The sequence below is a fragment of the Mycobacterium gordonae genome, from assembly GCF_002101675.1.
Taxonomy (GTDB): Bacteria; Actinomycetota; Actinomycetes; order Mycobacteriales; family Mycobacteriaceae; genus Mycobacterium; species Mycobacterium gordonae.
Map to the genome: position 1 here is coordinate 12,683 of NZ_LQOY01000052.1, position 19,408 is coordinate 32,090.

Annotated in this window: 19 protein-coding genes; 13 read left to right on the forward strand and 6 right to left on the reverse strand. The window is 67.2% G+C overall.

Annotated features, from left to right (window positions below; all coding sequences use genetic code 11):
- Nucleotides 1-4 precede the first annotated feature (4 nt).
- Nucleotides 5-2,350: a heavy metal translocating P-type ATPase gene (locus tag AWC08_RS08905; RefSeq protein WP_065134378.1), complete on the reverse strand. Its 2,346-nt coding sequence runs from the start codon at nt 2,348-2,350 to the stop codon at nt 5-7.
- Between the two features lie 97 nt (nt 2,351-2,447).
- Between AWC08_RS08905 and AWC08_RS08910 the strand changes: the two genes are divergently transcribed.
- Nucleotides 2,448-3,314: an alpha/beta fold hydrolase gene (locus tag AWC08_RS08910; protein WP_065134377.1), complete on the forward strand. Its 867-nt coding sequence runs from the start codon at nt 2,448-2,450 to the stop codon at nt 3,312-3,314.
- Here the strand turns inward: AWC08_RS08910 and AWC08_RS08915 are convergent.
- From AWC08_RS08915 to AWC08_RS08925, 3 genes are read right to left on the reverse strand one after another with little or no spacing between them, the layout of a single operon-like run.
- Nucleotides 3,311-3,775, reverse strand: coding sequence for a nuclear transport factor 2 family protein (locus tag AWC08_RS08915; protein WP_069434698.1), 465 nt, complete (start codon nt 3,773-3,775; stop codon nt 3,311-3,313). The genes AWC08_RS08910 and AWC08_RS08915 overlap by 4 nt on opposite strands.
- A gap of 5 nt (nt 3,776-3,780) precedes the next feature.
- Nucleotides 3,781-4,572 carry an SDR family NAD(P)-dependent oxidoreductase gene (locus AWC08_RS08920; RefSeq protein WP_069434697.1) on the reverse strand — a complete coding sequence of 264 codons (792 nt, stop codon included), beginning with the start codon at nt 4,570-4,572 and terminating at the stop codon, nt 3,781-3,783.
- Complete coding sequence (locus AWC08_RS08925; RefSeq protein WP_069434696.1) at nt 4,569-6,185, reverse strand: flavin-containing monooxygenase; 1,617 nt, start codon at nt 6,183-6,185, stop codon at nt 4,569-4,571. The genes AWC08_RS08920 and AWC08_RS08925 overlap by 4 nt, the downstream gene beginning before the upstream one ends.
- Nucleotides 6,186-6,313: 128 nt before the next feature.
- Here AWC08_RS08925 and AWC08_RS08930 point away from each other — a divergent pair, with 128 nt between their 5' ends.
- The 6 genes from AWC08_RS08930 to AWC08_RS08955 all read left to right on the forward strand — a co-directional run bounded on the left by AWC08_RS08930 (nt 6,314) and on the right by AWC08_RS08955 (nt 11,248).
- The gene (locus tag AWC08_RS08930) at nt 6,314-7,498 is read left to right on the forward strand and encodes an acyl-CoA dehydrogenase family protein (protein ID WP_085087698.1); all 1,185 of its coding nucleotides are present in this window, start codon (nt 6,314-6,316) and stop codon (nt 7,496-7,498) included.
- A gap of 9 nt (nt 7,499-7,507) precedes the next feature.
- Nucleotides 7,508-8,410: a VOC family protein gene (locus AWC08_RS08935; protein ID WP_065134858.1), complete on the forward strand. Its 903-nt coding sequence runs from the start codon at nt 7,508-7,510 to the stop codon at nt 8,408-8,410.
- A 155-nt stretch (nt 8,411-8,565) separates the two neighbouring features.
- Complete coding sequence (locus AWC08_RS08940) at nt 8,566-9,357, forward strand: IclR family transcriptional regulator (RefSeq protein ID WP_065134857.1); 792 nt, start codon at nt 8,566-8,568, stop codon at nt 9,355-9,357.
- Nucleotides 9,354-10,274 carry an alpha/beta hydrolase gene (locus tag AWC08_RS08945; protein WP_065134856.1) on the forward strand — a complete coding sequence of 307 codons (921 nt, stop codon included), beginning with the start codon at nt 9,354-9,356 and terminating at the stop codon, nt 10,272-10,274. The genes AWC08_RS08940 and AWC08_RS08945 overlap by 4 nt, the downstream gene beginning before the upstream one ends.
- Nucleotides 10,267-10,614 (forward strand): hypothetical protein, encoded by a 348-nt coding sequence (locus AWC08_RS08950; RefSeq protein ID WP_065134855.1) that lies wholly within the window; start codon nt 10,267-10,269, stop codon nt 10,612-10,614. Before AWC08_RS08945 ends, AWC08_RS08950 begins: the two co-directional genes overlap by 8 nt.
- Nucleotides 10,607-11,248, forward strand: a complete 642-nt coding sequence (locus AWC08_RS08955) for a Dabb family protein (RefSeq protein ID WP_069434983.1) — start codon at nt 10,607-10,609, stop codon at nt 11,246-11,248. Before AWC08_RS08950 ends, AWC08_RS08955 begins: the two co-directional genes overlap by 8 nt.
- 20 nt (nt 11,249-11,268) lie before the next feature.
- On the opposite strand, the gene AWC08_RS08960 is transcribed toward AWC08_RS08955, so the two are convergent.
- Both AWC08_RS08960 and AWC08_RS08965 read right to left on the reverse strand, forming a co-directional pair.
- Nucleotides 11,269-12,156 (reverse strand): SDR family NAD(P)-dependent oxidoreductase, encoded by an 888-nt coding sequence (locus AWC08_RS08960; RefSeq protein WP_069434984.1) that lies wholly within the window; start codon nt 12,154-12,156, stop codon nt 11,269-11,271.
- Nucleotides 12,153-14,045, reverse strand: coding sequence for a flavin-containing monooxygenase (locus tag AWC08_RS08965; RefSeq protein WP_069434985.1), 1,893 nt, complete (start codon nt 14,043-14,045; stop codon nt 12,153-12,155). The genes AWC08_RS08960 and AWC08_RS08965 overlap by 4 nt, the downstream gene beginning before the upstream one ends.
- A 127-nt stretch (nt 14,046-14,172) precedes the next feature.
- Between AWC08_RS08965 and AWC08_RS08970 the strand changes: the two genes are divergently transcribed.
- The 6 genes from AWC08_RS08970 (at nt 14,173) to AWC08_RS08995 (ending at nt 19,376) form a co-directional block, all read left to right on the forward strand.
- Nucleotides 14,173-14,958 (forward strand): crotonase/enoyl-CoA hydratase family protein, encoded by a 786-nt coding sequence (locus AWC08_RS08970; protein ID WP_069434986.1) that lies wholly within the window; start codon nt 14,173-14,175, stop codon nt 14,956-14,958.
- Entirely contained in the window at nt 14,958-16,097 is a 1,140-nt protein-coding gene (locus AWC08_RS08975; protein ID WP_069434990.1) for an acyl-CoA dehydrogenase family protein, read from the forward strand. Before AWC08_RS08970 ends, AWC08_RS08975 begins: the two co-directional genes overlap by 1 nt.
- Nucleotides 16,094-17,101, forward strand: coding sequence for an acyl-CoA dehydrogenase family protein (locus tag AWC08_RS08980; protein WP_065134850.1), 1,008 nt, complete (start codon nt 16,094-16,096; stop codon nt 17,099-17,101). Before AWC08_RS08975 ends, AWC08_RS08980 begins: the two co-directional genes overlap by 4 nt.
- Nucleotides 17,102-17,167: 66 nt before the next feature.
- Nucleotides 17,168-17,647, forward strand: a complete 480-nt coding sequence (locus AWC08_RS08985; RefSeq protein WP_069434987.1) for a nuclear transport factor 2 family protein — start codon at nt 17,168-17,170, stop codon at nt 17,645-17,647.
- On the forward strand, nt 17,644-18,465 hold the full coding sequence (locus tag AWC08_RS08990; RefSeq protein ID WP_069434988.1) for an SDR family NAD(P)-dependent oxidoreductase: 822 nt from the start codon (nt 17,644-17,646) through the stop codon (nt 18,463-18,465). The genes AWC08_RS08985 and AWC08_RS08990 overlap by 4 nt, the downstream gene beginning before the upstream one ends.
- The gene (locus AWC08_RS08995; protein ID WP_142283483.1) at nt 18,462-19,376 is read left to right on the forward strand and encodes an alpha/beta hydrolase; all 915 of its coding nucleotides are present in this window, start codon (nt 18,462-18,464) and stop codon (nt 19,374-19,376) included. Before AWC08_RS08990 ends, AWC08_RS08995 begins: the two co-directional genes overlap by 4 nt.
- The last annotated feature ends 32 nt before the right edge of the window (nt 19,377-19,408 follow it).

Genomic DNA, 19,408 nt, shown 5'->3' on the forward strand with positions numbered 1-19,408 from the left:
CCGTTCATTCCTCAGGCACGTTGTCGTCCTCGGCAAGGGTGAAGTAGTTCTCCTCCTCCTGGACGAAATGCAGCCGCAGTAGGGCATACAGGCCGTAGAGACACGCCAGCAGGTCATCGACCTGATCGGGCTGGATTGCCCCCGCTGCCTGCGCCTCGGCCAGGTGCGTGCCGATGCGATCGGCGAGCCGCCTGATCTCGGCGTGGGTCCGGCTCATCGTGGCGGTCGCCTCACTACTGCCCAGCGGGCGGGCCAGCGCCGGATACAGCAAGGTTTCCTCGGCCTCTTCGTGGGGCAAAATCCGGTCGACCAACAATGTGTGCACGGCGGCCAACGACTCCAGTGGCAGCGCGTCGGTTCCGGTCGCCAGGCGATTGGCGCACTCGCGCAACCGCCCGATGGTGTCGCGCAACGCGTCGTGTTCGGCGGCGAAGCGCAGCAACATGCGTTCGGTGTTCGCGTCCACCTGCACGTCGTTGCCCGGATTGCCGCGCAGCGCCCGCAGCGCATTGAGGATGACCGCGACGTCGATGCCCTCCTGCAGCAGCGCGCCCGCCGCGGGCGGCAGCCAGCCCAGCGCGGCAACCACCATGGCGACCAGCGACAGGCCCATGCCGACCGCTGCGCTCTGCACGGCGATCCGCCGCGACCAGCGGGCGATGTCCATCGCGTCGGCGAGCCGGTCCAGGCGGTCCGTGGTGAGCACGATGTCGGCAGCCTCGGACGACGCGGTGGCGCCCCGTGCGCCCATCGCGACTCCAACGGTCGCCGCGGCCAGCGCGGGAGCGTCGTTGATACCGTCACCGACCATCACCGTCACCGCGCGTTCGCTCTCCGCGCGCACGGCTTCGAACTTGTCCTCGGGAGTCTGATCGGCTCGGACCTCGTCCAGCCCCAGGATGCTGGCGACTTCGCGGGTGGGTTCGGCGCGGTCGCCGGTGAGCATGAGCAGCCGCTGGAGGCCGGCTTCGCGTAACCGTCGCACCGTGCGTGGTGCGTGGCGTCGCAACGGGTCGCGCAGCAGTATCGCTCCCGCGGGGGCGTCGTCGACGCTGACCCACGCGATCCCCGCCCCGTCCAGCCGGGCGCGACTGACCACCGCTGTGCTCCAGGCGCCCGTCAGTTCGCCGGCGGGCACCTTGCCGACCATGACCCGATGCCCGTCGACGGTCGCGGTCACGCCACTGCCGGGCAGTTCGACCACATCCGTCGGCAAGGAGAGCTCGAGCTTGCGGCTGAGCGCCTCGGTGACGATGGCTTCGGCAAGTACGTGCGGAGAGAACTGATCGACCGAGGCACCCAGCCGCAACACGTCGACGGCCTCACGACCCGGCGCGGCCACCACGTCGACCACGGTCGGCCTGCCCATTGTGAGGGTGCCGGTCTTGTCCATTACCAGCGTTCGCGCGTGACCCAGGTTTTCCAGCGCTCCCCCGCCGCGAATCACCACCCCGGTCCGCGATGCACGCGACAAACCGGAGACGATCGCCACCGGAGCGGCCAGCAGCAACGGGCACGGCGTGGCCACCACCAGCACCGCGACGGCGCGCACCGCCGATCCGCTGGCGAGCCACGCGGCACCGGCGACCAGCAAGGTCAGCGGCAGGAACCAGACCGCGAAACGGTCGGCCAGCCGGACGATCGGGGCGTTGAGCGCACCCGCCTGCTGCGCCAGCCGGACTATGCCGGCATAGGTGCTGTCGGCGGCGGTGGCGTGGGCCTTGAACTCAAAAGCGTTGCCCGCGTTGACCACACCGCTGCGTACCGTGTCACCGGTGACACGTTCGACGAGCAGCGGCTCCCCGGTGAGGGCGGACTCGTCGAGTACGGCGATGTCGTCGGTGACCCGCCCGTCCACCGGCACCACCTCGCCGGGTCCGACCACCAGGGTGTCGCCGGCCGCCACCTCGGACAGGTCGATCATGCTGATCTGTGTTCCGACCCGTCGCCGCGCGAAGCGGGGCGCGCGGTCCAGCAATGCCCTCAAGTCGCGCGATGCGCGACGCTCGGCCGCGGAGTCCAGCGCCCTGCCCCCGGCGAACATCACCGCGATCAGCGCACCTGCCAGATATTCGCCTACCAGGAGCGTGCCGACCAGTGACAGCACCGCGATGACGTCCACGCCGACCCGCCCCCGGCGCAACGCCAACAACACCCACACCAATGCCGGCCCAGTCGCGCTGACGGTACCGGCGATCCAGCACGCGTCGGCGACGGCACGCCAGCCCGCCAGCCAGGCGGCGCCGCCGACAACCAACGCGCCGACGGCGAACACCGTCAGGACCGGTCCGATCAGCTGACGCAGCCGCGCGAGCAGACGGTCACGCGACGATCCTGTTGCGCCTGGCACTGAAATGCTTCCTGTCGGGGTGTCGGTTTCGAAGGTTAGTCGTCGTCTACCCACGATGCGCGCTGCGCTCGTCGCGACATCGTGGCATGGTAGACACGTGTCTGACAGTGCTGAACGCCCCGGGCTTGACCTGCGTGAAATCGATACTCCGGTGGGCACTTTGCGGTACTACGAGCACGGCGAGGACGGGCCAGTGGTGCTGTTCCTGCACGGGTCCGGCCCCGGGGTCAGCGGCTGGCGCAACTTTCGCGGGTTGCTGCCCACGTTCGGCAGGCACTTTCGGTGCCTTGTCCTGGAATTCCCCGGCTTCGGGGTCACCGACGACTTCGGCGGGCACCCGATGATCACCGCTCAGGGTGTGGTGGCCCCGTTCCTGGACGCACTCGACGTACACCGCGCGCATATCGTCGGCAACTCGATGGGCGGCGGCGTCGGCATCAATTTCGCCATCCGGTACCCCGACCGCATCGACCGGTTAGTGACCATCGGAGGAATCGGCACCAATACGTTCAGCCCGGGCCCGAGCGAGGGCATCCGGCTTCTGCAGGAGTTCACCGAGGATCCCACCCGGCAGCGACTGGTGGACTGGCTCAAATCGATGGTCTACGACCAGTCGCTGATCACCGACGAACTCATCGAGGAGCGCTGGCAGTTGGCCAGCGACCCGGACACGTTGGCTTCCGCTCGCCGGATGTACGGCAAGGCGGCATACGCCGCGATGATGGCCGCGATGGGCGCCACCGACCGGCCGATGCCGTGGGCGGTCATGCACAAGGTGGCCGCCCCCACCCTGTTGACCTGGGGACGCGACGACCGGGTGAGCCCGCTGGACATGGCGATCATCCCGATGCGCACCATCCCCAACGCGGAACTGCACGTGTTTCCCAACTGTGGGCACTGGGCGATGATCGAGGCCAAGGCGGCGTTCGAGAGCGTCGTGCTGGCGTTTCTTTCGCGCCTTTAGAGGTCCCGGATCAGCACGGCTCGGGCCTCGGGGCTGCCGTCCAGCACCCGACTGGTCCGCACGCTGATCTGCCACCGTCCGTCGATGCGCCGCAACGCGAAATGGTTTGCGGTGGCGCGCCATACACGGTAGCCGTCGCCGTCGCGCACCAGCACCAGGGATTCGCACACTGCCACCGCGGCATCGCCGTCCACCGTCACGACTGCCGGTCCGAGGAAGTGGCTGCATCCGTTCTTCACCATTTTCTGGTGTGCTGTGGAGTCGACCATCGCGCGGACTTCCTCGCGGCCCTCCATGCGCATCAGGTCGATGTCATAGACACCGTCCTGCGCCCACAGGCGAGCGGTGGCGTCGGGGTCACCGGCGTCGACGGCCGGGCCGTAAGAGGCGATCAACCGGGCAATGTCGCGCTCGTCCTCCAGTCGTTGCAACCGGGCGAGCACATTCTCGATGTCGGTCATGGTTCCTATTTCTGTCCCAGCAGGGCCTGGACTCGGTCATGTGCGCCGAGGACGATCGCGGCCCGGTCGGGACCACTGCCCCACCGGGCCGCCGCGGCGTTGTCGCCCGCGACGAGCACCGGGCCGTTCGGCAGATTCTGTAATCCCTCCCGGGCCACGTCGGCGGGCTCGGAGACCACCAAGCCGGGCACCGTGAAGTTCAAGCCGGCGCGCTCCATGGCCGGCGTGCGGGTCACGCCCAGGATCAGCTCCAGCACGTCGACGCCGTAGTCGCGAAGTTCCAGCCACAGGCTCTCGGCGAACACCCGGCCGAACGCTTTTACTCCGGCATAGGCCGACTGCTGCATCGAGCCGTACGTGCCCGCCAGTGAGCCGACCAGGATGATGCCGCCGCGGCGGCGTTCGCGCATCGGCCGGCCGAAATGCTGGACCAGTTCCAGCATCCGGGTCACGTTGAGGTCGATCACCTTCTGGATCGCTGCGAGGTCGGCGTCCAGGAACTGCTCGCGGCAGGTGTTGGCGCCGGCATTGTAGATCAACAAGCCTGCCTCGAGGTCGGCGGTCTCGGCGACGATGTGCGTAATCGCTTGTGTGTCAAGCAGATCCGCGGCGATCGTGCGGATCTGTGCCCCCATGTCGCGGCAGCGTCGCGCAGTCTCGTTCAGCGGGGCCGGCTTGCGGGCGATCAGCACCAGATTGAACCCGTCGCTGGCTAGCTGCGCGGCGAACTCCGCCCCGACGCCTTCCGAGCCGCCGGCGATCACGGCCCACGGCCCGTAGCGGCCCGGATCGGTCATGTCGTGCCCGGCTTCTTGACGAGCTCGAACCCCTTATAGCCGGCGTCGGCAACCTCGGCACAGATCTGGTTGTAGGTGGCGAAGCCGCCGATGAACAACATGAACCCCCTTGGCTTTCCCGGCACATTGGCACCCATGTACCACGAGTTGGCCTTGGTGAACAGCGTCGCTTCGGCTAGCCGTGCGCATTCGGCACCCCAGTCGTCTACCGCGTCGGCGGCGGCCTCGATTGCGGCATAACCGTGGCTGTCCAGGTATTCGATGGTATCGGCGATCCAGTTCACCTGCGCTTCAGCGTGCAACACCATGTTGGCCAGGACAGCCGGCGCCCCGGGCCCGGAGATCACGAACAGATTGGGAAATCCGTCGATACCCAACCCGAGGTAGCTGCGTGGCCCGTGAGCCCACTGGTCGCGCAGCGTTGTGCCGTCGCGCCCGACGATGTCGATCTTGGCCAGCGCCCCGGTAAGCGCGTCGAAACCTGTTGCCAGGACGATCATGTCGAGGTCGTAGCGCTGCTCGGTGGTGTTGATACCGCCGCTGTCCACCGATTCGATCGGGGTGTTTCGCACACTGACCAAAGTCACATTGGGTCTGTTGAAGGTCTGAAAGTAGTTGCTGTCGGTGCAGATCCGCTTGGTCCCGATCGGGTGATCGTTCGGGATCAGCAGGTCGGCGACCGCTGGGTCGTTGATCACCGCGCGGACCATTTCCTCGTAGAACTCGCGGGCCGCTTGGTTGGCGGCCGGGTCGGTCGTCTGGTCGGGAAACGTCTTGGAGTACAGCACTCCGCCCAACTGCCAACGCTTTTGGAAAGCGGCGCGCCGTTCTTCAGCGCTATGTTCCATGGCCGGTCTGGCCGCGGTGAGGTGCGGCGATCCCCCACCGCTGCGCCACGACAGCCGGCGCCGTTCGGCGTAATTGCTCTTGATCTCGTCGAGTTCCTGTGCTGACAACGGTTTGTTGCCGGCGGGGACGCTGAAATTGGGGGTTCTTTGAAACACGGTGAGGTGCGCCGCCTGCTCGGCGATGATCGGAATCGACTGGATGCCTGAGGATCCGGTGCCTATGACGGCCACCCGCTTACCGGTGAAGTCGACGGGGTCGTGCGGCCAGTGGGCGGTGTGGTAGATCTCGCCCGCGAAGGTGTCCAGTCCGGGGAACTCGGGTCTCAGCGCATCCGACAGCGGGCCGGTCGCCATCACCACGAACCGCGCTGTCAAGGGCCGGCCGGTGTCGGTGGTGATCGTCCAGATCAGCTCGTGCTCGTCGAACACCGCCGACACGACGCGGGTGTTGAACGCGATATCGCGGCGCAGATCGAGTTTGTCGGCGACCCAGTTGAGGTAGCGCAGAATTTCGGCCTGGGTCGCGTACTTCTCGGTCCAGTCCCACTCCTGCTGCAACTCTTCGGAGAACGAATAGCAGTAGTCGACGCTTTCGACGTCACAGCGCGCGCCGGGGTACCGGTTGTAGTACCAGGTGCCGCCGATCTCCGGGGCGGCCTCGGCCACCCGCACTCTTAGGCCCTGGGCGCGGAGCTTGTGCAGGGCGTACAAGCCGGCGAACCCAGCTCCCACCACCAACGCGTCTAAAGGCTGCTCACCGTTCACAAGGACCCACGGTAGGGCGTCTGGCGCGTCGTCGATAGCGGGTTCCCGGTCATCGGGCCGTGGGGGCGATTTTGAGCCGCGGCTGCGGTAGACCAGAAGACAGCCCCACACAACGTTAGGACGACAGCATGAGCGAGCGGGTACTGGACCGAGTCGTGGAGATGGCGGACCAACTGCGCGAGCAGGCGCCGGAGGCCGAGCGCATCGGCCGGCTCACCGACGACACGGTCAAGATGATGAAGGCGGCCGGGTTGATCCGGTTGCTGCAGACCAAGCAGTACCAGGGGTTCGAGGTGCACCCCCGGGAGTTCGCCGAGACGACGATGGCGACGGCGGCGCTGGATCCGGCCGCCGGCTGGATCGTCGGCGTGGTGGGCGTGCACCCCTACCAGCTCGCATATGCGGACCCGAAGGTCGCCGCCGAGATCTGGGCCGAGGACGTCGACACCTGGATGGCCTCGCCCTACGCACCCCAGGGCGTTGCACGACCAGTGGACGGCGGCTACGTGTTCAACGGACGCTGGCAGTTCAGCTCGGGGACGGACCATTGCGACTGGATCATCCTGGGCGCCATGCTCGCTGACCCGCAGGGCGTGCCGTTGATGCCGCCCCGGATGCTGCACATGATCCTGCCGCGCAAGGACTACGAGATCGTCGAGGATTCGTGGAATGTGGTAGGCCTGCGCGGCACCGGCTCCAAGGACGTCATCGTCAAGGACGCGTTCGTGCCGGCCTACCGGACCATGGATGCGACCAAGGTGATGGACGGCACCGCCCAGCGCGAGGCCGGCATGACCGAGCCGCTGTACCTGATGCCCTGGTCGACGATGTTCCCGTTGGGCATCTCGGCGGCGACCATCGGCATCGCCGAGGGCGCGCTCGCCGCGCACTTGGACTACCAACGTGAGCGCGTCGGGGCCACCGGAACGGCGATCAAGGACGACCCCTACGTCATGTACGCGATCGGGGAAGCCGCCGCCGACATCAACGCCGCCCGCCAGGAACTACTGGCCAACGCCGACCGCATCTACGACATGGTCGCCGCCGGCCAGGAAGTGTCGTTCGCCGACCGTGCGGCCGGACGTCGCACCCAGGTCCGCGCGGTATGGCGCGCGGTGTCGGCCGTCGACGAGATCTTCGCCCGCTCCGGCGGCAACGCCGCGCGGATGGACAAGCCATTGCAGCGTTACTGGCGCGATGTCCATGTCGGACAGATGCACGCGATCCATGTGCCGGGCTCCACCTACCACGCCGCCGCGCTGAGCTCGTTCGGCGTGGAACCACCGATGGGTCCACTGCGGGCACTGATCTAGGAGGGACCGGTGTTCAAAAGCCTTGGCTACTTGACAATTTCGACTCATGACATCGAGCGCTGGCGACATTTCGCGTTCGGTGTGCTGGGCTTTGCCGAGGGCTCCGGCCCGGATCCCTCCGCACTCTATCTGCGCATGGACGAACGCGCGGCCCGCATCGTCCTGGTACCGGGCGAGAGCGAACGGGTGCTCAGCGTCGGCTGGGAAGTCCGCGACGGCGCGGCGTTGCGGCGGTTGAAGGCAGTCCTGGACGGTGCCGGTATCGCGTTCAAGGAACTGTCGGGACGCGAGGCCGACGCACGCCGTGTCGAAGAGGTGATCACCTTCGAAGATCCCGCCGGTGTCACCCTCGAGGTGTTCCATGGCGCGGTGCTCGACCACAGTCCGGTGATCACGCCCTTCGGCGCGCGGTTCGTGACCGGCGATCAGGGACTGGGTCACGTCGTGCTGCCGGCCACCGACCCGGGCGGGCTGTTCGACTTCTACACCGAGATCTTGGGTTTCCGGTCTCGCGGGGCATTTCGGATTCCGGCGCCGCCGGAGTTCGGCCCGATTCGGGTGCGCTTCCTCGGCATCAACGCACGCCACCACAGCCTGGCCATCGCCCCGGCCATGCATCAGCGCGATCCGGGTGTCGTGCACGTCATGGTGGAGGTCGACACCCTCGACGCCGTCGGGCAGGCGCTGGACCGGGTGAATGCCGAGGGCATTCAGGTGTCGTCCACCCTCGGCCGCCACACCAACGACAAGATGGTGTCGTTTTATGTCCGTACGCCCGGCGACTGGGACATCGAATTCGGCACCGACGGCGTGCGAGTCGACGAAACCTATTACACCGCAGAGGAGATCACTGCCGACAGCTACTGGGGACACCAGTGGGTGAGCGATCTCCCCGCCGCCATGCGGCCCTGAGCTCCCTGGCGCGAGCAGACGCAAAGTCCCCTTGGAACGCGCGTTCCAAGGGGACTTTGCGTCTGCTCGGCATTGGAGGTGAGTGACACGGCTCACCTGGTGTGATACAAGTAGGCATATTCCTATTAGGAATATGCCTACTGTCGGGAGGACCCATGCCAGCCAGCGTTGACACCGCCACCCCCAGCGCCGTCATCGACCGCATCTCCCTTGTCCTCGACGCGTTCGACGGGCCGGGACGGCTCACTCTCGCGCAGGTCGTGCGACGCACCGGCCTGCCTCGCTCCTCGGCACACCGGATGCTGGAGCGGCTGGTGCAGGTGCGCTGGCTGCGTCGCAGCGGTCACGATTACGAACTCGGCATGCGGCTGGTCGAACTGGGATCCCTCGCGGTCCACCAGGACCGCCTGGTGCGCGCAGCCAAGCCGCTGCTGGGCGAATTGCATGGCGCCACTGGTCTTGTCGTGCATCTCGCCGTACTGGACGGCTCCGACGTCGTCTATTTGGACAAAATCGGCGACCGTGTGTGCGGCGGGCTTCCCACTCGCGTCGGCGGTCGCCAGCCCGCACACTGCACTGCCGTCGGCAAGGCGATACTGGCCTATTGCGACGCCGGCGCCGAGATCGATTTCCGCGCTCGCAAGACCAGATACTCGCTCTCCTCGGGTTCGCAATTGGCCGCCGAACTGGCCAAGGTGCGAGCACATGGCGTCGCCTTCGAGCGCGAAGAGTCGCTGCTCGGATTCGGTTGCGTCGCAGCACCTATCGGTGCGATCGGCGAGGCCGTCGCCGCGGTGTCGGTATGCGGCGCGATGAATCGCATGAGATTCGACCAGCGGCTGACCGCGCCGGTGCGAAAGGCAGCGATGGGCATCTGGCGCAACGTCGACGGCAACCAGGTGGCGCCTACGCTGCAGCCGCCGCGAGCGCTGCTCCGCTACGCGTGAAGCTCGATCCCCAGATCGCCGGGATCATCGCGGAGCTGGACAGCGGTTTTCCACCGGTGCACACCATGACCGGCGCGCAAGCCAGGGCCACGATCCGCGACCGATTCGTGCCGCCTGACATGCCCGAACCTGTACGCGAGGTCCGCGACGCGCTTGTCGCGGGTCCGGGGTGGGACATCCCGGTGCGCGTGTACCGGCCCGACGGAGACGACCTGCCGGTGCTGGTGTACGCCCACGGCGGTGGGTTCGTGTTCTGTGATCTCGACAGTCACGACGGTCTGTGCCGCAGCCTCGCCAATCATATTCCCGCCGTGGTGGTTTCGGTTGCTTACCGGTTAGCGCCGGAGCACCGATGGCCCGCGGCGGCAGACGACGTCTACGCCGTCACCGAGGCGGCCGCAGCCGGGGCGTTCGGCGGCGACGGTCGCCTTGCCGTCGGCGGTGACAGTGCCGGCGGGAATCTAGCCACCGTGGCTACATTGATGGCCCGTGACCGGGGCGGCCCGGCGCTCGCGGCGCAGTTGCTGATCTACCCGGTGATCGCGGCGGATTTCAGCACCGAGTCGTATCGCCTGTTCGGCCACGGCTACTACAACCCGAAGCCTGCGATGCAGTGGTATTGGGATCAATACGTTCCCTCCCTGGAAGACCGCACCCACCCGTACGCCGGACCACTGCATGCCGACCTGCAGGGGCTACCACCCGCTGTTTTGGTTGTCGCGGGCCACGACCCGCTGCGCGACGAGGCCCTCGCTTACGCCTCCGGCCTGCGGTCAGCCGGGGTTCCCGTGACACTGCTGCAATTTGACGGCGGTGTCCACGGGTTCATGAGCATGCCCATGCTGGACCTCGCCCGGGAAGCACGGCAGCGGGCGGGTGTGATGCTCGGCGCGGCCCTCGGGCCAGCCGATGGCTGACGGGCAGGTCTTCGTCGTCGATCGCGTGGTGACCCGGCCGGGCTGCGCGCGACAGTTCGTCGAGACCTATCTCGCCGAGTATGCCCCGGGTGCGCGAGAGCGCGGGATGACACTGCGCGACGTCCTGGTGAGTCCGCCGATCTGGTTCGACGACAGGGTCAACACCATCTCGATCACCTGGACGCTGCCCAGCGTGCAGGCCTGGTGGGAAATGACGTGGCAGGGCCGGAGGGATCCCGGTTTGGCCGAATGGTGGTCGCGGATCGGCGAGTTGGTGGTGGAACGGTCGCGCTCGTTCGCGGCGGAAGCACACGACGTCGACGGTCTCTGCGATGTATAGCGTGACCAGGTTGCTCGACGTACCGGAACCGGAGCGCGAGCGCATCATCGCCAACCTGCGTGCCATCGCGGTCCGCGCGCCTCACTCAATCGTGCAACCGACCATGCCCGGCTCGCGCAACGGCGGCGACATCCTGGTTCACCTGCGGTTCGCATCCGAACGCCAATGGCGTTGTTCGGAAACGGAATTCGCCGCTGTGGCCGCCGACGACGCGGTGACACGGATCAATGGCGCCAACTACTCGGGTACCCCGATCCGCACCCACCCGACCGGCGGCACGGTCTACCGAACCCTGCTCCTGCGTGTTTCTCCCGACACCGCTACCGAGACCACAGCGCGCTTCGAAGACGAGCTCCGCTCGATGCGGCGCTACGTGAAGACGATCACCGGCTGGCAGCTGAGTCGGGTCGAGGAGGCGGTGGGGGCATCGGCGTGGACGCATGTCTTCGAGCAGACGTTCACCGGCGTCGACGGACTGATGGGCCCTTATCTGATGCACCCCATTCATTGGGCTGTCGTGGATCGCTGGTTCGACCCCGAATGCCCCGACGTGATCGTCCGCGACGGGATCTGCCACAGTTTCTGCGCGCTGCCCCGCACCGCGAACTGGGGTGATCTCTTGTCGGCTCAGTAGTCGGCCCCCTAGTAGGAAGCTCAGACACCCGCGGGCCGGATGTTGGGGTTCGCCGTCTCCGGCGGCGCCAGCGGCCGCATCGTCGAGGTGCCGTCCAAGCTGCGCACCGGCAGGCCTTGCGTCAAGGGATAGTGCAGGCTGAACGCCACCAACCCGGTGCAATCGGCCGCGGGCCGATGACACATGGCCAGCACGGTCTCGGCCAGATACTCGACCGGCTCGGTCGGAAACGAATCGGGAATCAGTTGCGCGGCGCCGGGCGTACGGACAGCGGTCGACGGGCCGACGCAGTTGACCGCGATGTTGTCGTCCACGAGTTCGGCGGCCGCCCCCTGGGTGAAGCGGTGCAGCGCGGCCTTGCAGGATGCGTAGACAACGTCGCCGGCCGTCTTGTTGTAATCCCGATAGGGCCGCACCGGCGCCAACCCGGTGACGGAGCCGATGTTCACGATCCACCCGCCTCCCTGTTTACGCATATGCGGGACAACGGCTTTCGTCAGTGCGAACGGTATCCGCAGGTAGTGGTCGATCGTCCGGTCGAAGGTCTCCTCGGACATGTGCTCGACCATGGCGTAGTCGGCGAACCCGGCATTGTTGACCAGGATGTCCAGTTGCCCCGTGCGGCCGAGGACTTCGGTGATCAAATGCTCGCGCTGTGCAGCATCTTCCAGGTCTGCCGCCACAGCGATCGCCCGTCCCCCGGCGGCCTCGATGAGAGTGACGGTTTCACCGATGGTGCCCGGCAACGCCGCGGCTAAGCCGCCCCGTACCGACGTTGACGGCTGATTCGAACGCGCCGTCACAATGACGGTGGCACCCTCGGCGGCGAGCCGTTGCGCGACTGCGCGCCCGATACCTCGGCTGCTACCGGTCACCAAGGCCGTTCTGCCGCAGAGCAATCCGGTCATCGCAGCTCGAAGTGCTCTTCGATGGGCGCCCGGTGTTCGTGCCAGAGATCGACGAGCCGGTAGGGGGTGGCCACCACCACCCGGCCGGAACTGGAGCGATAGTAGGTGTGCGCGTTGGGCGTGTGGCACCACACCGTGCCGGCCATTGCCCGGTCGATGCCGGCCACGTACTCGTGGTAGGCCCGCCGCGTCACTTCCATGGTGGTGGCACCGCGCAGCGCCATCAGTTGCAGACATTCGATGATGTAGTGCGCCATCACCTCCATGGAGAAGTTGGCCCCCGCGCCGTGCCCGGGACTGTAATTGGGTGCCGAGTTGATGAACAGGTTCGGGAATCCGGGAACGGTGCCGCCCCGGTAGGCGGCGGGGTTGTCGCCCCACTCGTCGCTGAGTTTCCGTCCGTCGCGTCCCCGGATGTCGATCGTCGAGAGGAAATCCAGGTGATAACCGGTGGCGTAGACGATGACGTCGAGGTCGATCTGCCTGCCCGCCTGTGTGACAATGCCGTTCGCGTTGACCTCCCGCGGCTCGGCGGCCTCAACGTCGACGTGGTCGCGCGTCAGCGCCGCATAGTAACCGCCGGGGTCGCGAATGATCCGCTTGCCGTAGGGCGCGAAGTCGGGGGTCACCTTCTTCGCCAAAGCTGTTCCCGCGCCGAAGGTTCTGTCGATGTAGTCCAGGCACATCTGCAACAACACGTCGTTGGCGGGCGAGATGGACAGATGGGTCGCCGCCCAGTCCGGGTCCCGCAGGATGACGGGGTAATTGTTGTCGGCCGTGCCCCAGAATGACTTGAGCCGGTTCCAGTTCGCGTAATACGGCAGGTGGCGGCCCAGGTATCGGCGGTAGTCGGGCACGTCGTCGGTCAACCGCTTGCGCGGCGCCACCCAGTGTGGTTGCCGCTGAAACACCGTTAGGTGTTCGACCTCGTCGACGCAGGCGTCCACGATCTGTACCGCGGTACAGCCGGCACCGATCACCGCGACCCGCCGGCCGGCCAGGTCCACCGATGGATCCCATTGGGCGGAGTGAATACTGGTGCCCGCGAATAGTTCCCGGCCCGGTAGCTCCGGCCAGCGGGGCCGGTTGAGATAGCCGGCGGCGGTGATGACCACGCGCGCAACGCTGATGTCACGGTTGCCGACGCGGTCCACGGAGTGGATCTGCCACTGCGCGCGATCCTCGTCCCACCACAGCGCCTCGACCTCGGTGCCGAACCGGGTGTGCGCACGCAGCCCGTACTTGTCGGCCAGCTTCACCAGGTAGGCCTGGTACTCGGCGCCTTGCGGATAGTAGCTCGTCCATTCCGGATTCACCTCGCGCGACAACGAGTAGTAGGCCGACGGCGTGTCCACGCCGATACCCGGGTACGTCGTGGTCAGCCAGGTACCACCGACCTCGTCGTTGCGGTCGAATATCTGGTAGGCCACTCCGGCGTCGGCGGCCGCCAGCGCGGCGATGAGGCCGGCGATGCCCGCCCCAATGATGGCCACTGTCGTCGTTTCGGGAATCGGCACCGAACGCGGCAATGTCGGCTGGGAGAGCTGAAACCCGCCCTGCTCGAGCAGCAGCGGGACGAATTCGTCGTCGACCGGGGAGCCGAGCGCCAGCGGCAGCAACCGCCTGAACAGATCCGGGTTATCGGCTGCCCCGGCCCTGGCTGCCCCGGCGCTACCCAGGGCTTGGATCACCGCGTCCACCAACGCCTCGGCGGTGGCCGGATCGGTGAACCCCGCACGTTCCGGCGGGTCCGGAACGTGCGAAATCCGCGGTCCGAAGGTGTCGACGACCGCGGGATCGCCGGTCAGTTGGGCCAGTACCGCGACCAGCACACCCGGGTCCGCCCGACGCAGGTTGTCCCGCAACTCATCGGGATCCGGCGGGGTCATGCCTGTCAGTATCGAAGCCGCCAGGGACGGGGGCGACCGCCCTTTCCTCTGAGCGGGACAGCATTCCGAACACAGCTCCTTGCCCCGCGCGTCCAGCAGCTGAAACCGGGTCCTTACAGTTGCCAGCATGAGCAATCCCCCGCAGCCACTCGTCGTCGCCACTGATGGGCCGATCCGGACTTGGACCATCAACCTACCGGCCGTCGGAAACGCCATCACCGGGCGCGACGTCATCTCCGGGTTCGAGCGGGCGGTCGACGACGCCAACGCCGACACCGAGGTTCGCGCCGTCATCCTCACCGGCGAGGGCAAGATCTTCTCCGCGGGCGGCAACGTCAAGGAGATGGCCGACCAGTCGGGCATGTTCGGCCTGAGCGCCCTTGACCAGCGGTACGCCTATATCGACGGTATCCAGCGGATCCCGCGGGCTCTGTCACGCCTGGAAGTCCCGTTGATCGCCGCCGTCAACGGCGCCGCGATCGGCGCCGGCTGTGACCTTGCCATGATGTGTGACATCCGAATCGCTTCTGAGCGTGCGTCTTTCGCTGAAAGCTTCGTGCAGCTGGGCCTGATCCCCGGCGATGGGGGCACCTGGTTCCTGCAACGCATCGTCGGCTACGAGCGGGCCGCCGAGATGACCCTCACCGGCGACCGGGTCGACGCCGCGACAGCGCTGGAGTGGGGTTTGGTCAGCAAAGTGGTGCCGCACGACGAGCTGCTCACAGCGGCCCGGGAACTCGCCGAGCGCATCGCCAAGAATCCGTCGCACGCACTGAGGATGGCCAAACGGCTGCTGCAGGAGTCGCGCACCGGTTCACTCGAGTCGACGCTGGGCATGGCCGCGGCCATGCAACCGCTGGCCCACCGCGACCCCGAGCACGAGCAGCGCATCGCCAAATGGCGGACAAGCTGATGGTTGCGCCCAGGCTGATGCCGCCCGCCGGCATCGAGGACGAAGCAACCCAGGCGCTGCGCTCCGAAGTGCGCATGTTCATTGCCGAGCAGCTGGGCGCGCGAAACTTCACCCCATCCGTCGACGCGTGGTTGTCGCGATGGGACGAGAAGTTCACCGCCGCGCTGGCGGCAAAAGGGTGGCTGGGCATGACGGTGCCGGTCGAGTACGGCGGGCACGGACGCACATTCCTGGAGCGCTTCGTCGTCACCGAGGAACTGTTGGCCGCCGGTGCGCCGGTCGCCGCGCACTGGATCGCCGACCGCCAGATTGTGCCGTCCTTGCTGAAGTACGGCACCGAAGCACAGAAACAGCAGTTCCTGCCGCGCATCGTGCGCGGAGAGTGCTTCTTCGCCATCGGCATGAGCGAGCCTGACTCCGGATCTGACCTGGCCAGCGTGCGCACCCGGGCCGAGCGCGTCGACGGCGGCTGGTCGCTGTCAGGCACCAAGGTCTGGACCTCCGGGGCGCACCTGGCGCATGCGTTCATCGCGCTGGCGCGCACGGCGCCGGTGGATCCACAGCACCGGCACGCGGGTCTCAGCCAATTCCTCGTCGACCTGCGCGGACCGGGCATCGACATCCGGCCGATCATCTCGATGAACGGCGCGCACCACTTCAACGAGGTCATCTTCGACGAGGCGTTCGTGCCCGACGACATGGTGTTCGGCGAGATCGGCAACGGCTGGCGTCAGGTGACATCGGAACTCGCCTTCGAACGCAGCGGTCCCGAACGTTTCCTGTCCACCTTCATGTTGCTGGCTGCCTGCGCCGACCGGATGGCGGCGAACGCCATCCCCCGCGACGCGGAGCTGGGCCGGCTGGTTGCCCGCGTGGCCGGCCTGCACCACATGTCCACCGCGGTGGCCGGCGCGCTGGAACGGCATGAACCAGCTGACGTCCCGGCAGCGGTGGTGAAAGTCCTCGGCACCACCACCGAGGGTGATATCGCCGAGTTCGCCGACCTGCAGGACTCCCCCGATCCGGTCTTCGCCGAATTGGTTCGGGCGGCCGTCGACCAGCGACCGGGGTTCACCCTGCGCGGCGGCACCAATGAAGTGCTGCGCGGGGTCATCGCACGTGGACTGGGCATGCGATGAGCGTCGACCCCGAACTCGTCGACATGATGGACGGCGTCTTCGCGGATTACCGCGACAAACATCCGGTCGCTACGGGAGCCGACCGGAACCTCTGGCAGCGACTCGACGAACTCGGCTTGGTACGGCTCACCGGGGCTGAGGAGAAGGGCGGCAGCGGGGCGGGGTGGTTCGAGGCCGCCGAACTGCTGTCTGCCGCAGTGCGTCACGGGGTCCGTATCCCGTTGGCGGAGCACGATTTATTGGCCGGTTGGTTGCTGGATGTCAGTGGGCTTCCGGCCGACAGCGAGTTACGCACGGTGTGCCTGCTCGACAAAAATGGACACGCAACCGACGTGCCCTGGGCTGCCACGGCCGACCGGGTGGCGCTGGTGTGGCGAGCGGATGGCCAATACCGTGTGGCCGATGTCGCGGCCGGACAGCTGGGAATCACGCCGGGCACCAACCTGATCGGTGAACCGCGGGACACGGTGACGGCCGACGTCACCGGTTTGGATGCGGCGCCCGCTGCGCTGGCGGTGGTCAACGAGTTGCGGCTGAAGTCCGGGCTGGTGCGCGCCATCCAGGTGTGTGCCGCACTGGACCGAATTCTGCAGCTGTGCATCGAGCACGTGTCCTCGCGCGTGCAGTTCGGCCGTCCTCTCTCGAAGTTCCAGGCCGTGCAGAACCTGGTTTCCGACATCGCGGCGGAAGCCGCACTCGCCCGGGCGGCAACGGAGGCCGCGCTCACCGCGGGGGTCGCCCATCAATGGTCCGCGGACAACTTGGCATTCCTTGTCGCCGTTGCCCGTTCCTGCGCAGGCCACGCCGCCTCGGTGGTGGTCCGAAACGCCCATCAGGTGCACGGAGCGATCGGTACCACCCGCGAGCACCGGTTGCACGAGTTCACCCGGGCCGCGCTGGCGTGGCGTTCGGAGTTCGGTTCCATGCGGTACTGGGACGACCAGGTCACCGATGCGGCGATGTACGCGAGCGCCGGCGGCCTGTGGGGTCTGATCGGCGGGTAGCGCGGGCGTTCCACTGACCGGGCACCAGGGTGCCGTCACGAGCGTGACCGCGGTTGACTCACTGCCATGAGCAACGAGATCACGCTGCCGGAACTGCAGGAGTTCATCGCCGGCTTTTGGTACCACTACGACGAGGCGCACTACGACGAATTGGCGGCACGCTACGCCGAGGACGTCCGCTACGTCAGCCGAAGCGACGACGGCGCAAGCCCTTTCGAGGAACTCATGTCACCGAAAATGCACGGGCGGGATACGGTACTGCGATGGCTGACTGAGCACCGGGAACAGAGCCCCTACCCACTGCGTCACCATGCCACCAACCTGCATCGAATCGGCGCATCCGGTGACGTCACCCGTGCGCGGTTCTACCTCTTGGTCAATCAGGTCGCCAACTTCGTGCCATTCGCGGTCTCCAGCGGCGTCGTCGAGGTGGGGGTGCGCCGGGGTCGGGAAGCGTTGGAGTTCACCGAGATGGACGTCGTTCTCGATACCACCAACTCGGTGTTGCTCTCCGAGCGGCACGCCGGCAGCACCGCGGGATCGTGAGCGCTCGCGACGTTTTCGGCGGAGGCGTCGCCGTCATCACCGGTGCGGGTGCCGGGATCGGCGCGGGGCTCGCACGTGTCGCAGACTGGCTCGGCATGACGGTGGTACTGGCGGACGTCGACGCCGAGGCTATCGCCGGGCTACGCGAAGAGCTCACCGCGGCAACGGATTTCGTCTGTGATGTGCGCGACGCCGAGGCTGTGCGGGAACTGGCAGACCGGACCTACCGGGATATCGGCCCCGTTCGGCTCCTGGTGAACAATGCGGGCGTCGAACAGTTCGGCTATCTGTGGGATACGCCGCTGGCCAACTGGCAGCGGGTCGTCGACGTCAACATCAGTGGTGTGTTTCACGGCATCAAGGCGTTCCTGCCGAAGATGATGGCCACCTCCCACGATGCCTGGGTGTGGAACCTGTCGTCGGTCGGCGGGGTGGCGGCGATGCCGCTGCAGACGCCCTACATCATGAGCAAGCACGCCGTGCTGGCGATGACCGAGTGTCTGCGCCTCGAGGTGGAAGCGGCCGGGCACGGCAACCACATCCATGTGCAGGCCGTGCTGCCCGGCGCGGTGGTCTCCAACATCTTCGAGTCAGCGGGCGGGGCCGAATCAGGCGGTGACACCGCAAGCGCGGAGGCGCAGCGGATCGCCATGCTCGATGTGAAAGCCAGGGCCATGGATCCGCTGGTGGCCGCCGAGACGCTGTTCGAGCAGTCCGCCGAAGGCCGGTTCTATCTGGTCACCCAATCGTCGGTCGTGTCGGCGATGAAGCGACGCGCCGATGTCCTTGCCGAGCAACGTCCCCCCGCACTGCGATGACCCTGGATCCGGACGCCGCCGCGCGGGTCGCCTCGTTCGGTCCCGTCCCGCCGATGCGGACACGCGGGCTGGCCGCGGTGCGTGCGGCTATCGAGGCGGCGCCGTTGCCCGACGACATGCCGGAGATGGCCGCCACCGAAGATGTGCTCATGCCGCGTGACATTCCGGCCCGAATCTACTACCCCACAACGGATTCCGGTCAACCCGTGCTGGTGTACCTTCACGGTGGCGGCCTGGTGATGGGCAGCAATCACTCGTTCGAGCCCTTGGCGCGGGCGCTGGCATCAGCGTCCGGCGCGGCCGTCGTCGCCGTCGACTACCGGCTGGCACCCGAGCACCCGCCGCCGGCGCAGTTCGACGACGCCTACGCGGCCACCGACTGGGTCGCCCGCCATGCGGTCGAACTCGGGGTCGATGCCGACCGGCTCGCGGTGGTCGGCGACAGCGCCGGAGGGTCGCTGGCCGCCGGGGTCGCACTGGCCGCCCGCGATCGCAGAGGCCCTGCCATCTGTGCGCAGGTCCTGCTGTATCCCGGTTTGGACCGCGACATGACCGCGCCCTCAATCACTTTGCTTGCCGACGCGCCGATGCTCAGCCGCGACGACATCGACTTCCTGCATGCGCTGGTTGAGCTCGGGAGCGAGCGCTACCTCGTTCCGGCGTCCGCCACCGACCTGGCGGCGCTGCCGCAAGCCCTTGTGGTGACGGCCGGCTGCGACCCGATTCGGGATTGGGGCGAACGGTACGCCGCGCGCCTGCGGGACGCCGGGGTGCAGACCACCCTGACCCGGTATCCGGGCATGTACCACGGATTCCTGATGCGATCCGAGGCAACCGCACGGGGCCGCTTGGCGATCGCCGAGATCGGCGGGTTGCTGCGCGCCAAGTTCACTCATCCCCTTGGCTTTTAGCGTCCCGGTCACCGGACATCCCGCATCCGCGC

What these genes read in the sequence shown, in the direction of transcription:
- AWC08_RS08985 (WP_069434987.1), top strand. Translation starts at nt 17,168, where the DNA reads ATGAGCAACGAGATCACGCTGCCGGAACTGCAGGAGTTCATCGCCGGC.
- AWC08_RS08950 (WP_065134855.1), top strand. Translation starts at nt 10,267, where the DNA reads ATGGCTGACGGGCAGGTCTTCGTCGTCGATCGCGTGGTGACCCGGCCG.
- AWC08_RS08930 (WP_085087698.1), top strand. Translation starts at nt 6,314, where the DNA reads ATGAGCGAGCGGGTACTGGACCGAGTCGTGGAGATGGCGGACCAACTG.
- AWC08_RS08920 (WP_069434697.1), bottom strand. Translation starts at nt 4,572, where the DNA reads ATGACCGATCCGGGCCGCTACGGGCCGTGGGCCGTGATCGCCGGCGGC.
- AWC08_RS08915 (WP_069434698.1), bottom strand. Translation starts at nt 3,775, where the DNA reads ATGACCGACATCGAGAATGTGCTCGCCCGGTTGCAACGACTGGAGGAC.
- AWC08_RS08970 (WP_069434986.1), top strand. Translation starts at nt 14,173, where the DNA reads ATGAGCAATCCCCCGCAGCCACTCGTCGTCGCCACTGATGGGCCGATC.
- AWC08_RS08965 (WP_069434985.1), bottom strand. Translation starts at nt 14,045, where the DNA reads ATGACCCCGCCGGATCCCGATGAGTTGCGGGACAACCTGCGTCGGGCG.
- AWC08_RS08975 (WP_069434990.1), top strand. Translation starts at nt 14,958, where the DNA reads ATGGTTGCGCCCAGGCTGATGCCGCCCGCCGGCATCGAGGACGAAGCA.
- AWC08_RS08995 (WP_142283483.1), top strand. Translation starts at nt 18,462, where the DNA reads ATGACCCTGGATCCGGACGCCGCCGCGCGGGTCGCCTCGTTCGGTCCC.
- AWC08_RS08980 (WP_065134850.1), top strand. Translation starts at nt 16,094, where the DNA reads ATGAGCGTCGACCCCGAACTCGTCGACATGATGGACGGCGTCTTCGCG.
- AWC08_RS08940 (WP_065134857.1), top strand. Translation starts at nt 8,566, where the DNA reads ATGCCAGCCAGCGTTGACACCGCCACCCCCAGCGCCGTCATCGACCGC.
- AWC08_RS08955 (WP_069434983.1), top strand. Translation starts at nt 10,607, where the DNA reads ATGTATAGCGTGACCAGGTTGCTCGACGTACCGGAACCGGAGCGCGAG.
- AWC08_RS08960 (WP_069434984.1), bottom strand. Translation starts at nt 12,156, where the DNA reads ATGACCGGATTGCTCTGCGGCAGAACGGCCTTGGTGACCGGTAGCAGC.